The organism is Saccharothrix mutabilis subsp. mutabilis (assembly GCF_039521145.1).
Taxonomy (GTDB): domain Bacteria; phylum Actinomycetota; class Actinomycetes; order Mycobacteriales; family Pseudonocardiaceae; genus Actinosynnema; species Actinosynnema mutabilis.
The window spans coordinates 351,775-364,380 of record NZ_BAAABU010000004.1 but is presented as its reverse complement, the minus strand read 5'-3'; the positions used below and the strand labels follow the sequence as shown (position 1 = coordinate 364,380).

The following is a 12,606-nucleotide window of genomic DNA, read 5'->3' as shown; positions in this document are numbered from 1 at the left end:
TGGGTCGTGCGGGTTACCAGGCGTCTTCGGTGAAGCTGCTGGGCTCGTCGTCGTCCCCGCCGCCGCGGCGGGGGCGGCCCGACTCCACGACGTCCTCCGGGTCGTTGCCCTCCTGGAGCTGCGTGTACGCCCGCTGGAGGTCCGGCACGCCGGTCGCCAGGGCCGCCTGCACGCCGGGGTCGTCGACCGCCCGGCCCGAGGCGATGTCCTGCCACGACATCTCGCCGGCGTCCACCCGGCGGGCCAGTTCGCGCAGCTCGCGCGGCGCGTTGGGGCCGTGGGCGGCGCGGTTGATCTCGGCCAGGTCCGCCTGGGACAGGCCCGACGAGCGCAGTTGGACCTTGCTCGCCTCGCGGGAGACCTTGTCCACGTTCTCCAGGCGCGCGTCCACCTCGGCGACCAGCGCGTTAAGGCGCTCGCGGTCGTAGGGGAAGGTCACTGGCCACCTCCGGACGGCGCGGGCGCGGGTTCGGGCGCGGGCGGCGGGGCCTGGTTGTAGCGGTTGCCCGCCGAGTGGCCGGCCTTGCCCAGCTTGTAGCCGTTCCAGGCGACGCCGAACGCGCCGGACTTGGCCGCGGCCATGCCGTTGTCGAACTTCTCCTTGCCGTCCTGGTAGCCGTCGACCACGTCGAGCAGGTCGTTGACGTCGCGCACGTCCTTGAGCTTGGACAGCGCGGTGCCCATCGCGACGATGCCGTCGATCATGCCCTGGACGCCCTCGATCAGCGTCTGGATGGAGATGATGATCTTGCGGATGGCGTCCACGATCTGGATGGCGTCGTAGACCATCCACACCGCGCGGCCCCAGCCGACCACCGGGATCCACGCCGTCATCGCCGCTTCGAGCAGCTTGCTGATCAGCATGTCCAGCAGGGTCAGCGCCAGGCCGCACGCCTTGCGGCAGGTGTTGGCGGTGGACCGGAACTTGTTGCCGATGATCCGCGCGATCTGCGAGTCGGCCTCGATGGCGAGGGTCCACATGGTCTTCATGCGGGCCTCGAACGCCTGCGCGGCGTCGCCGTTCCAGTGCGGGTTGAGCTGGTCGACGCCCGCGTCGACGTTGTGCCGCACGGAGTCCAGGGCCTTGGCGGTCCGGTCCCACGCGTTGGCGTTCTCGTCGATCTTCTCGAAGTCGCCGAGCAGCGGCTTGATCAGCGCGTCGAGCAGGTTCTCGCCGGTGACCTGCTCGTAGATCCAGTTGACGCCCTGGATCTTCCACCCGGCCTTCTCGATCAGCTCCTTGGTGGACTGCCGGCCCGGCCGGTCCTCGGCGGCGGCGTTGAGGGCGACGGAGGGGTCCTCGACGTCGGCGTACGCGGTCACTTGCCACCACCCAGGGTCGGCGCCTCGGCGACGTTGGCCAGCTCCGCGAGCACCCGGTCGAGGACGCTCAGCGCCAGCTCCTCGCCCTTCTGGTACATGTCGGCGGCCTTGGCCAGGCCCTCGGCTTCCTTGGTCATCATCTGGTTCGCGAAGTCCAGCGTCTCCCCGTACAGGTTGGCGACGCCGGTCACGATCGGCTGGAGCAGCGAGAGCAACCCGGTGAAGCCCGAGGTGTCGCCGCCCTTCGTGACCGCGTGGTCCTTGATGGTCGTGAAGTGCTGCGCGTTGCGGGTCAGCAGCTCGCTGTAGCCCCGCAACTCGGCCGGCTCGACGTGGAAGCCTTCACCCATGGACGGTTCCCTCCTCCTCCAGTTCGGGGAGTGGGACGAGCCGGACGGGTGCCCGGTTCCCGGTGATCTTGGCCGATTTCACCGGCCCTGATCAGGAGCTTCGCTCACGTTCGACCGCGGGCGTTGCCGGCCCGGGAGGCGATGCGGCGCAGCAGCGGGCGCGGGATCAGCCGGCTGATCGTCGCGATGGCCTTGTACTGGAAGCCCGGGATGGACAGCTGCTTGCCGGCGCGCAGGTCGGCCAGGCAGTCGTGCACCACGCGGTCCGCGTCCAGGTACAGGAACGCGGGCGTGCCGGACATGTCGATCTTGGCCCGCTGGTGGAACTCGGTGCGCACGAACCCCGGGCACAGGGCGAGCACGCGCACGCCGGTGCCGGCCGTCGCCTGCGCCATGCCCTCGGAGAACGCCGTCACCCACGCCTTGTCGGCGCTGTAGGTCGAACCCCGGCCGGGCAGGAAACCCGCGATGCTGGACACGTTCACCACGTCGCCGCGGCGGCGCTCCACCATGCCGGGCAGCGCGGCCCGGGTCAGCCGCAGCACGGTCTTGACGTTGACCGAGAGCTGGCTCTCCAGCCGGTCGGCGTCGGAGGCGAAGAACTCGCCGGACAGCGCGAACCCGGCGTTGTTGACCAGCAGGTCGAACGGGCGCTCGGCCAGGACCTCCTCGACCTTGCCCCGGCTGGTGTCGTCGGCGAGGTCGGCGGGCAGCACCTCGACCGCCACGCCGTGGCGTTCGCGCAGCTCGGCGGCGGTCTTCTCCAGCCGCGCCACGTCTCGCGCGACCAGGACCAGGTCGTGCCCCTCGGCGGCCAGCCGGCGCGCGAAGGCGGCGCCGATGCCCGCGGTCGCGCCCGTGACCAGGGCCAGCGGCGGGGTCACGGCTTGCGGCCGAACTGCGGGCGGTGGACCTCGCCACCGGTGTCGGTGTCCGGGTCGGCGTCGAACGGGTCGACCACGTCAGCCAGCTCCCCCAGGTCGCGCAGCAGTCGTTCCAGTCGGGCGGGTGAGGAGTTCGGCGGGGCCGCCGCCATCACCCAGTCGTTCTCCAGCCAGACGACGGTGACGTCCGCGCCGATCTCCTCGGCGGCGTCGACCAGGTCCGGCGTGATGAGCTTGCGGGCGGCGGGCAGCTCGCTGACGAACGCGTACCGCGAGCCGACCGGTCCGAGCAGGTCGGGCATCTGGTCGCGCTGGAACGGCACGCTGGGCAGCCACAGCTCGACCACGACGTTCACCGGGCGGCGGCAGCGCACGCCGACCAGCACGGAGTTGACCTTGCCGCCGGTCTCGTGGTCGAGCACGTAGACCTGGCGGCGGCCGTCCGCGGTGAACGTCGAGCCGGCCACCACGTCCTTCGCGACGCCCGTGCCGTAGTAGGCGATCGCCCCGCTCTCCCACCGTGTGGGCAGCACGTGGTCGGTCTCCTCGAACTGCCAGCCACGCAGAGCGGCCCACCTGCGCCGCTCCCGGTTACGCGCGGTTCGCTGCGCCCGGTCGGTGGCGAGCAGGGCGAACCCCGCCACCCCCGCGACCGCGGCGACGGTGAACCAGACCCACGCCGGTATGCCCACGGGTGCGAGGGTAGCGGGAGACACCGACCAAAACGAAGATCATGTGTCCGGTGGCGCGCCTCCGCCGGGGATCAACCCCTTCCGACGATGAGCCCGGACTGGTCGTCCACCACGTCGACCTTCACCGTGTCACCGTCGCGGACCTCGCCGGACAGCAGCTCCTTGGCCAGCTGGTCCCCGATCGAGGACTGCACGAGCCGCCGCAACGGCCGCGCGCCGTACACCGGGTCGAAGCCGTTCAGGGCCAGCCAGTCGCGGGCCGCGGGCGTGACCTCCAGGGCCAGCCGCCGCTGGGCCAGGCGCTTGCCCAGCCGCCCGATCTGGATGTCCACGATCGAGGTCAGCTCCTCGGTGGCCAGCGAGTGGAACACGACCACGTCGTCCAGGCGGTTGAGGAACTCGGGCTTGAAGTGGCGGCGGACGACGTTCATGACCGCGTCGTTGCGCTGCCGCTCGTCCAGGGCCGGGTCGGCGATGGACTGCGAGCCCAGGTTCGAGGTCAGCACCAGGATCGTGTTGCGGAAGTCCACCGTGCGGCCCTGGCCGTCGGTCAGCCGGCCGTCGTCCAGGACCTGCAGCAGCACGTCGAACACGTCCGGGTGAGCCTTCTCGACCTCGTCGAGCAGCACGACGCTGTACGGCCGCCGCCGCACCGACTCGGTGAGCTGACCGCCCTGGTCGTAGCCGACGTACCCGGGGGGCGCGCCGACGAGCCGGGCCACCGAGTGCTTCTCGGAGTACTCGCTCATGTCGATGCGGATCATCGCCCGCTCGTCGTCGAACAGGAACTCCGCCAGCGCCTTGGCCAGCTCGGTCTTGCCGACGCCGGTCGGGCCGAGGAACAGGAAGCTGCCGGTCGGGCGGTCCGGGTCGGCGACGCCGGCGCGCGTGCGGCGCACCGCGTCGGACACCACGCGCACGGCCTCGGCCTGGCCGACGACGCGCCGGGCCAGCTCCTCCTCCATGCGCAGCAGCTTGGCGGTCTCGCCCTCCAGCAGCCGCCCGGCCGGGATGCCGGTCCACGCCGACACCACGTCCGCCACGTCGTCCGGGCCGACCTCCTCCTTGAGCATCACGGCCGCGTCCTGCGTGCTGCGGGTCGCCGCCTCCAGCTCCTTCTCCAGCGCCGGGATGCGCCCGTACCGCAGCTCCGCGGCCCGGCCCAGGTCGCCGTCGCGCTCGGCCCGCTCGGACTCGCCGCGCAGCTGTTCCAGCTGCTCCTTGAGGTCGCGGACCTTCTCGATCGAGGTCTTCTCGTTCTGCCAGCGCGCGGTCAGCGCGGCCAGCGCCTCGCGCTTCTCGGCCAGCTCGGCGCGCAGCGCGGCCAGCCGCTCGACCGAGGCGGCGTCGGACTCCTTGGCCAGCGCCATCTCCTCGATCTCCAGCCGGCGCACGGCCCGCTCGACCTCGTCGATCTCGACCGGCCGGGAGTCGATCTCCATGCGCAGCCGGGACGCGGCCTCGTCGACCAGGTCGATCGCCTTGTCCGGCAGGAACCGGGCGGTGATGTACCGGTCGGACAGGGTCGCCGCCGCCACCAGCGCCGAGTCGGTGATGCGCACGCCGTGGTGGACCTCGTACCGGTCCTTCAGGCCGCGCAGGATGCCGACGGTGTCCTCCACCGACGGCTCGCCCACCAGCACCTGCTGGAACCGCCGCTCCAGCGCCGGGTCCTTCTCCACGTGCTCGCGGTACTCGTCCAGGGTGGTCGCGCCGACCATGCGCAGCTCGCCGCGCGCCAGCATCGGCTTGATCATGTTGCCGGCGTCCATCGCGGACTCGCCGGTCGCGCCGGCGCCCACGATGGTGTGCAGCTCGTCGATGAACGTGATGACCTGGCCGGCGGAGTCGGTGATCTCCTTGAGCACGGCCTTGAGCCGCTCCTCGAACTCGCCGCGGTACTTCGCGCCCGCCACCATCGCGCCCAGGTCCAGCGCCACCACGCGCTTGCCGCGCAGCGACTCCGGCACGTCGCCGGCCACGATCCGCTGGGCCAGGCCCTCCACGATCGCGGTCTTGCCGACGCCGGGCTCGCCGATCAGCACGGGGTTGTTCTTGGTGCGCCGGGACAGCACCTGCACGACCCGGCGGATCTCGGTGTCCCGCCCGATCACGGGGTCGAGTTCGCCCTTGCGGGCCCGCTCGGTCAGGTCGACGCCGTACTTCGCCAGCGCCTGGTAGGTGCCCTCCGGGTCCGGGCTGGTCACCCGCGCCGACCCGCGCACCTTCCCGAACGCCTCCTTCAACGCCTCCGGGCTCGCGCCGTGCCGCCGCAGCAGGTCGGCGACCTGGCCGCCGTGCTGGGCCAGGCCCACCAGCAGGTGCTCGGTGGACACGTACTCGTCGCCCATCTCGGTGGCCAGCTCCTGCGCCCGCCCGAGCACGCGCACGGCGTCCCGGGAGAACTGCGGCGCGGACACGCTCGACCCGCTGGCCGCCGGCAGCGCGCGGCTGAGCTGCTCCAACTCCTTGTGCACCTGCTTGGGGTCGGCCCCCACAGCGGACAGGAGCGGCGCGGTCAGCCCGTCGCCCTGCGCGAGCAGGGAGCCGAGCAGGTGGACCGAGGTGACGTCGGGGTTGCCCGCGATCGTCGCCGCCTGAACCGCCGCGGACACGGCTTGCTGCGTCTTCGTGGTCGGGTTGAAAGCGTCCATGCCTCACCTCGGTCGCGTGTTTCCGGCGCACCACCGGCTACCACTCACCTCAACGTCAGAAAAGTTGAGTCCGTTCCACTCAACCTAACCCAAGTGGTGTGACGCCCGCCACGACCACCCTTGACCTCGACCGAACTCGAAGTCCTAGCGTCGGTGCCATGACCGTCAAGCTGAACCACACGATCGTGTCCGCCCGCGACGCCCGCGCCACCGCCGACTTCCTGGTCGAGGTCTTCGGCTTCGCACCCGCCACCCCCTACGGCCCGTTCCTCGTCGTCGGCACTGACAACGAGGTCTCCCTCGACGTCATGGCGGTCGAGGGGGACATCACGCCGCAGCACTACGCGTTCCTGGTGGGCGACGACGACTTCGACGCCATCTTCGGGCGCGTCAAGGAGCGCGGCCTGCCGTACTGGGCGGACCCGTTCCACCGGCAGCCCGGCGAGATCAACACCCACGACGGCGGCCGGGGCGTCTACTTCGACGACCCCAACGGGCACAGCCTGGAGATCATCACCGTCCCGTACGGCGGGTAAATGCGCGTGCGCCCGTCCGCACGCCCGCATCAAGATCTGCGCATGAGTTCACTGCTGCACCACATCACCGTCGACTGCGAAGACGCCTACGCCCTCGCCACCTTCTGGAGCCAGGTCACCGGCCACCCCGTCTCGGACGAGGACGAGCCCGGCGACGCGGAGTGCCTGGTCGAGCTGCCGACCGGCCCGAGCCTGCTGTTCATCCAGGTCCCCGAGGGCAAGTCGGTGAAGAACCGCCTCCACCTCGACCTCCAGCCCGACACCACCCGCGACGAGGAGGTGGAACGGCTGCGCGGCCTCGGCGCCACCCTGGTGGACGACCAGCGCCGCCCCGACGGCACCGGCTGGGTCGTGCTCGCCGACCCCGAGGGCAACGAGTTCTGCGTCGAACGCAGCGCAGCCGAGCGCGCCGCGACCTCCTGACCCCGTCACCCACATGTCGCAACGCGTTGTCCACACGCGCACCCCTGTTATCCACAATCCCCAGGTGTGAATCCACAGGCCGAAGCGGATCTCCGCACCGGTGCGGCACCAGTGCGACCAAGAGGGTGAGACCCCCGCCGCACGCGATCTCGGGGACCCGTTAAACGCGTGCTCGGGCGGGGTACTCGCCTCTCGGTTGGACGCAATCCGCAGACCCGGTACAGGTCATCACGAATGTTCGCTCGATGGGACGAACGGTCGGCAACCGACCGTGATCGCACTGCACTCGAAGGTGGCATCAAGGAGTCAGTCGGCCAGTTGACGGGTTAGCCTCGGTTCGTCGGGGATGGAAGCTTGACGAGGACGATGCGCCTTGCTGACGGCGCTGGAAACGTGGAGACTGCGCCCGGACCATGACTGCGAACGCTGTGTTGAGCCCCATCCCGAGCCCGCCCCACCGAGAGCCCCCACCGGGTGTCACCGCAATGGTGCGCCTGATCAGGGAGAGCTGGGCGGTCGTCGAGCCGCGCGCCGAAGAGGTCGCCAAGTTCTTCTACGGAATGCTCTTCAGCCTCGCGCCGGCCACCCGTGAGATGTTCCCGGCGAACATGGAGGTGCAGCGCAGCCGCCTGCTGCGCGCACTGGTCCACGTCGTCCAGATGGTCGACCGACCGGACGACCTGATCCCCTTCCTGCGCCAACTCGGCCGCGACCACCGCAAGTTCGGCGTGGTCAACGTGCACTACGAGTCGGTCGGGACCGCCCTGCTGGCCGCGGTGAAGAAGCACGCCGGCCCCGCCTGGACGCCCCAGGTCGAGCTGGCGTGGGCCGAGGCCTACACGATCATGGCCCGCGCCATGCAGGAGGCGGCGGCGGCCGACGACGGGCCGGCGTACTGGCACGCCACCGTGCTGGAGCACCAGCGGGTGAGCTGGGACCTGGCCGTGGTGCGCCTGCAGCCGGACCACCCCGTCGGCTACCGCGCCGGCCAGTACGTGAGCGTGGAGACGCCCCAGCGGGCGCGGCTGTGGCGGTACTTCTCGCCGGCCAACGCCCCGCGCGAGGACGGCATCATCGAGTTCCACATCCGCTCGGTGGAGGGCGGCTGGGTCAGCCGCTCCATCGTCGGCCACACCCAGCCGGGCGACGTGTGGCGCATCGGCCCGCCGATGGGCCGCCTGCACGTGGACCGGAAGTCCGGCCGCGACGTCCTCATGGTCGCCGGCGGCACGGGCGTGGCCCCCATGCACGCGATCGTCGACGAGATGGCCCAGTGGGGCGAGAACCCGCGGACCCACCTGTTCGTGGGCGGCCGGACCCGCGAGGACCTCTACGACCTGGACAACCTCCAGCGCTTCGCGATGACCAACCCGTGGCTCACGGTCGTCCCGGTCCTGGAGTCCGACCCGGGCGCGCGGGGCGTCGAGCAGGGCACCCTGGCCGACGTGGTCACCCGCTACGGCGCGTGGGAGGACCGGGACGTCCTGGTGTGCGGCTCGCCGTCGATGATCAGGGCGACGGTGTCCCGCATGCTCGTGGCCGGCACCCCGCTGGACCGCATCAAGTACGACCCGTTCACCCTCGACTGACCGCGTCAGCGCTTCCGGTTCGGCTTCCAGACGACCAGGGCGGTCTCCTGGCGGACCGGGACCAGGTCGCGGCGCAGCGACCGGTGCACCGAAGCCGCCGCGTGCTCCGCCGCCGCCAACGCCTGGGCCAGCTGCTCGGTCAGCTCGGAGACCTTCGCCCGCAGCGCCCCGACCTCGTTCTCCAACTCGATGATCCGCTTGATCCCGGCCAGGTTCACGCCCTCCTCCTGGGAGAGCCGCTGGACCTCGCGCAACAGCACGATGTCCCGCATCGAGTACCGCCGACCACCGCCGGGGGTCCGCCCCGGCGACACCAGCCCCATCCGGTCGTAGGACCGGAGGGTCTGGGCGTGCAGGCCGGACAGCTGCGCCGCCACGGAGATCACGAAGAACGGCGTGTCCTCGTCTGTTCCCGGGGGGAACGGAAAAGTCATGTCGACCTCTTCTCCACCAAGGCGTTGAGGTCCGCCCTCGGGTCGTGCCGCGCGGTCGCCGAGGCGTAGGCCTCCAGCGCCTCGCGGGCCGCCGCGTCCATGTTGTTCGGGACCGCCACCTGCAGCGTGATGAGCAGGTCGCCGACCTGCCCGTCCCGCTTGGCGATGCCCTTGCCCTTGGCGCGCAGCACCCGGCCCGACGCCGTGCCGGCGGGCACCTTCAAGGTCACCTTGCCGTCGAGCGTGGGCACGGTCAACGTCGTGCCCAGCGCCAGTTCGGGGAACGTCACCGGGACGGTGACGGTGAGGTTGTTGCCGCTGCGGCCGAACACCGGGTCCGGGTTGACGTGCACGCGGACGTACAGGTCGCCGCTGGGACCGCCGTTGCGGCCCGGCTCGCCCTGCCCGGCCAGGCGGATGCGCTGGCCGTCGTCCACGCCCGCCGGGATGCGGATGGTCAGCGTGCGCGTCTTGGTGGAGACGCCGTCGCCGCCGCACTCCGGGCACGGGTCGTCGACGACGCGGCCGGTGCCCCGGCAGTCGGTGCACGGCTCGGAGAACGCGAACGCGCCCTGGCTGCGGGTCACCAGGCCGGCGCCGCCGCAGTTGGTGCAGGTCCGGGGCGAGGTGCCCGGCCGCGCGCCGGAGCCCGAGCACGTCGAGCACGTCGACGGGCTGGACAGCCGCATCGGCACGGTCGCGCCCTTGACCGCCTCGGTGAAGTCGATCCGCACGTCGGTCTCGACGTCCTCGCCCCGCCGGGGCCGGGTCGCCGAGGCGGACGTGCCGCCGCCGCGCCGGTTGAACAGGCCGCCGAGCAGGTCGCCCAGGCCGCCCATGCCACCGGTCTGCTGCCCGGCGCGGCCGAACAGGTCGCCGACGTCGAAGCCGCCGCCCTGCCCGAACCCGCCCGGGAAGCCGCCGCCGCCCGCGAACAGGCGGCGGGCCTCGTCGTACTGCTTGCGCTTGGCGGCGTCGGACAGCACGCCGTAGGCCTCGGAGACCGACTTGAAGCGCGCCTCCGCCTTGGCGTCACCGGGGTTGGCGTCGGGGTGCAGCTCCCGCGCCAACTTCCGGTACGCCTTCTTGATCTCGTCGGCCGAGGCGTCGGAGGAGACGCCCAGCTCCCGGTAGAAGTCCTTCTCGATCCAATCCCGAGCACTCATCCGGACGCCGCCCCCTCTCGCTCAGTCCTGCTGTTGTCCGGTCGGTTCCTCCGCCGCGGCCGGCTCGTGGTCGGTGACCCCGACCAGCGCGGGCCGCAGCACCCGGTCGCCGAACCGGTAGCCGCGCCGCAGCACGGCCGTCACGGTCGGCCCGCTCACGTCCGGGGACGTGGCGTGCTGCACGGCCTCGTGCACGGAGGGGTCGAACTCCTCGCCCTCGTGCCCGAACGGCTCCAGGCCGGCCTTGGTCAGCGCGCCGACCAGCTTGTCCGCGACCGCCTTGAACGCGCCGGTCAGGTCGCCGTGCGCGTCGGCCCGCTCGACGTCGTCGAGCACGGCCAGCAGGTCGGCGGCCACCTGCGCCTTGGCCGTGGTGACCACCAGCTCCCGGTCGCGCTCGACGCGCTTGCGGTAGTTGGCGTACTCGGCGGTGAGGCGCTGGAGGTCCGCGGTCCGCTCGTCGAGCTGGGCCTTCAGCTCGGCGGCCGGGTCGACCTCCGCGGGCTCGGCGTCGGGGGCGGCGTGGCGGCCACCCCCGTCCGCGTCGGCGGCGCCTTCGGCCACGGGAACCTCCTCGGCGGCGGGCCCGGTCGCTTCGGCGTCCGCGGCCGGCGGGCGCACTTGACCGGTCTCCGGGTCGATGCGGCGACGGTCGCGCACCACCACGTGCGGCTGCTCCTCGGGCCGGGTCACTTCTTCTCGTCCTCGTCCACGATCTCGGCGTCCACGACGTCGTCGGCCTTGGCGTCACCGGCGCCCGGCGCGGAGGCGCCGTCACCGGCCGGCGCGCCCGGGGTGGGAGCGGCGCCCGCGTACATGGCCTGGCCGATCGCCTGCGACTCGGTGGCCAGCTTCTCCACCGCGGTGCGGACCTTGGCGATGTCGGTGCCCTTGAGGGCCTCGTTGGTCTCCTCGATCGCGGCCTTGACCTTGTCCTTGACCTCGGCCGGGATCTTGTCGTCGTTCTCCTTGACGACCTTCTCGGTCTGGTAGACCAGCGTCTCGGCCTGGTTGCGGACCTCGGCCTCCTCGCGGCGGCGCTTGTCCTCCTCGGCGTGCGCCTCGGCGTCCTTGATCATGCGGTCGATGTCGTCCTTCGGCAGCGCCGAGCCGCCGGTGATCGTCATCCGCTGTTCCTTGCCGGTGCCCATGTCCTTGGCGGACACGTGCACGATGCCGTTGGCGTCGATGTCGAAGGTGACCTCGATCTGCGGGACGCCGCGCGGCGCCGGCGGCAGGCCGGTCAGCTCGAACATGCCGAGCTTCTTGTTGTCCGCGGCGAAGTCGCGCTCGCCCTGGAAGACCTGGATCTGCACGGACGGCTGGTTGTCGTCGGCCGTGGTGAAGATCTCGGACCGCTTGGTCGGGATGGTCGTGTTGCGCTCGATGAGCTTGGTCATCACGCCGCCCTTGGTCTCGATGCCCAGGGACAGCGGGGTGACGTCGAGCAGCAGGACGTCCTTGACCTCGCCCTTGAGCACACCGGCCTGGAGCGCCGCGCCGACCGCGACGACCTCGTCCGGGTTCACGCCCTTGTTCGGCTCACGGCCGCCGGTCAGCTCCTTGACCAGCTCGGCCACGGCCGGCATGCGGGTGGAGCCGCCGACCAGCACCACGTGGTCGATGTCGCCGACGGAGATGCCGGCGTCCTTGATCACGTTGTTGAACGGGGCGCGGGTGCGCTCCAGCAGGTCGTTGGTGATGCGCTGGAACTCGGCGCGGGACAGCGTCTCGTCCAGGAACAGCGGGTTCTTGTCCGCGTCGACCGTGATGTAGGGCAGGTTGATGGTGGCCTGCGACGAGCTGGACAGCTCGATCTTGGCCTTCTCGGCGGCCTCGCGGATCCGCTGGAGGGCCATCTTGTCCTTGGTCAGGTCGATGCCGTTGGACTGCTTGAAGCGCTCGACCAGCCAGTCCACGACGCGCTGGTCCCAGTCGTCGCCGCCGAGGTGGTTGTCACCGGAGGTCGCGCGGACCTCGACGACGCCGTCGCCCAGCTCCAGCAGCGAGACGTCGAACGTGCCGCCACCGAGGTCGAAGACCAGGATGGTCTGCTCCTTCTCGCCCTTGTCCAGGCCGTAGGCCAGGGCGGCGGAGGTGGGCTCGTTGACGATGCGCAGCACGTTGAGGCCCGCGATCTGGCCGGCCTCCTTGGTGGCCTGGCGCTGCGCGTCCTCGAAGTAGGCGGGCACGGTGATCACGGCGTCGGTGATCTCCTCGCCCAGGTACGCCTCGGCGTCGCGCTTGAGCTTCATCAGCACGCGCGCGCTGATCTCCTGCGGCGTGTACTTCTTGCCGTCGATCTCGGTCGTCCAGTTCGTGCCGATGTGCCGCTTGACCGACCGGATGGTCCGGTCGACGTTGGTCACCGCCTGGTTCTTGGCGGGCTGACCGGTGAGCACCTCGCCGTTCTTGGCGAACGCGACGATGGACGGGGTCGTCCGCGAACCCTCGGAGTTGGCGATCACCGTCGGCTCGCCACCCTCGAGAACCGCGACGACGGAGTTGGTCGTCCCCAGGTCGATGCCGACCGCTCGCGCCATTTGGATTCCTCC

At 71.2% G+C, this 12,606-nt stretch carries 13 protein-coding genes; 3 read left to right on the top strand and 10 right to left on the bottom strand.

Annotated elements, in window-relative coordinates:
* Window positions 1–13: 13 nt before the first annotated feature.
* The 6 genes from ABD126_RS12675 to clpB form a co-directional block, all read right to left on the bottom strand.
* Window positions 14–439, bottom strand: a complete 426-nt coding sequence (locus ABD126_RS12675; protein ID WP_343933964.1) for a hypothetical protein — start codon at window positions 437–439, stop codon at window positions 14–16.
* Entirely contained in the window at window positions 436–1,323 is an 888-nt protein-coding gene (locus ABD126_RS12670; RefSeq protein ID WP_343933963.1) for a WXG100 family type VII secretion target, read from the bottom strand. The genes ABD126_RS12675 and ABD126_RS12670 overlap by 4 nt, the downstream gene beginning before the upstream one ends.
* A complete protein-coding gene (locus tag ABD126_RS12665) occupies window positions 1,320–1,673 on the bottom strand; it encodes a hypothetical protein (protein WP_343933962.1) in 354 nt (117 codons plus the stop codon). The genes ABD126_RS12670 and ABD126_RS12665 overlap by 4 nt, the downstream gene beginning before the upstream one ends.
* A gap of 104 nt (window positions 1,674–1,777) precedes the next feature.
* A complete protein-coding gene (locus ABD126_RS12660; protein ID WP_343933961.1) occupies window positions 1,778–2,557 on the bottom strand; it encodes an SDR family NAD(P)-dependent oxidoreductase in 780 nt (259 codons plus the stop codon).
* On the bottom strand, window positions 2,554–3,249 hold the full coding sequence (locus tag ABD126_RS12655) for a type III secretion system chaperone family protein (protein ID WP_121224211.1): 696 nt from the start codon (window positions 3,247–3,249) through the stop codon (window positions 2,554–2,556). Before ABD126_RS12655 ends, ABD126_RS12660 begins: the two co-directional genes overlap by 4 nt.
* Window positions 3,250–3,320: 71 nt before the next feature.
* Window positions 3,321–5,903 (bottom strand): ATP-dependent chaperone ClpB, encoded by a 2,583-nt coding sequence (gene clpB, locus ABD126_RS12650; protein ID WP_343933960.1) that lies wholly within the window; start codon window positions 5,901–5,903, stop codon window positions 3,321–3,323.
* A gap of 158 nt (window positions 5,904–6,061) precedes the next feature.
* Between clpB and ABD126_RS12645 the strand changes: the two genes are divergently transcribed.
* From ABD126_RS12645 to ABD126_RS12635, 3 genes are all read left to right on the top strand, one after another.
* The gene (locus ABD126_RS12645) at window positions 6,062–6,439 is read left to right on the top strand and encodes a VOC family protein (protein WP_343933959.1); all 378 of its coding nucleotides are present in this window, start codon (window positions 6,062–6,064) and stop codon (window positions 6,437–6,439) included.
* Between the two features lie 42 nt (window positions 6,440–6,481).
* On the top strand, window positions 6,482–6,862 hold the full coding sequence (locus ABD126_RS12640) for a VOC family protein (protein ID WP_343933958.1): 381 nt from the start codon (window positions 6,482–6,484) through the stop codon (window positions 6,860–6,862).
* 485 nt (window positions 6,863–7,347) lie between these two features.
* Entirely contained in the window at window positions 7,348–8,451 is a 1,104-nt protein-coding gene (locus ABD126_RS12635) for an FAD-binding oxidoreductase (RefSeq protein ID WP_343933957.1), read from the top strand.
* 5 nt (window positions 8,452–8,456) lie between these two features.
* Here the strand turns inward: ABD126_RS12635 and ABD126_RS12630 are convergent, their stop codons facing one another.
* Genes ABD126_RS12630 through dnaK form a run of 4 tightly spaced genes read right to left on the bottom strand, consistent with a single transcriptional unit; the run spans window position 8,457 to window position 12,594 of the window.
* The gene (locus ABD126_RS12630; RefSeq protein ID WP_343933956.1) at window positions 8,457–8,885 is read right to left on the bottom strand and encodes a heat shock protein transcriptional repressor HspR; all 429 of its coding nucleotides are present in this window, start codon (window positions 8,883–8,885) and stop codon (window positions 8,457–8,459) included.
* Entirely contained in the window at window positions 8,882–10,051 is a 1,170-nt protein-coding gene (gene dnaJ, locus ABD126_RS12625) for a molecular chaperone DnaJ (RefSeq protein ID WP_343933955.1), read from the bottom strand. The genes ABD126_RS12630 and dnaJ overlap by 4 nt, the downstream gene beginning before the upstream one ends.
* 21 nt (window positions 10,052–10,072) lie before the next feature.
* Entirely contained in the window at window positions 10,073–10,744 is a 672-nt protein-coding gene (gene grpE / locus ABD126_RS12620; RefSeq protein ID WP_343933954.1) for a nucleotide exchange factor GrpE, read from the bottom strand.
* Window positions 10,741–12,594, bottom strand: coding sequence for a molecular chaperone DnaK (gene dnaK, locus ABD126_RS12615; protein WP_343933953.1), 1,854 nt, complete (start codon window positions 12,592–12,594; stop codon window positions 10,741–10,743). The genes grpE and dnaK overlap by 4 nt, the downstream gene beginning before the upstream one ends.
* Window positions 12,595–12,606 lie beyond the last annotated feature (12 nt).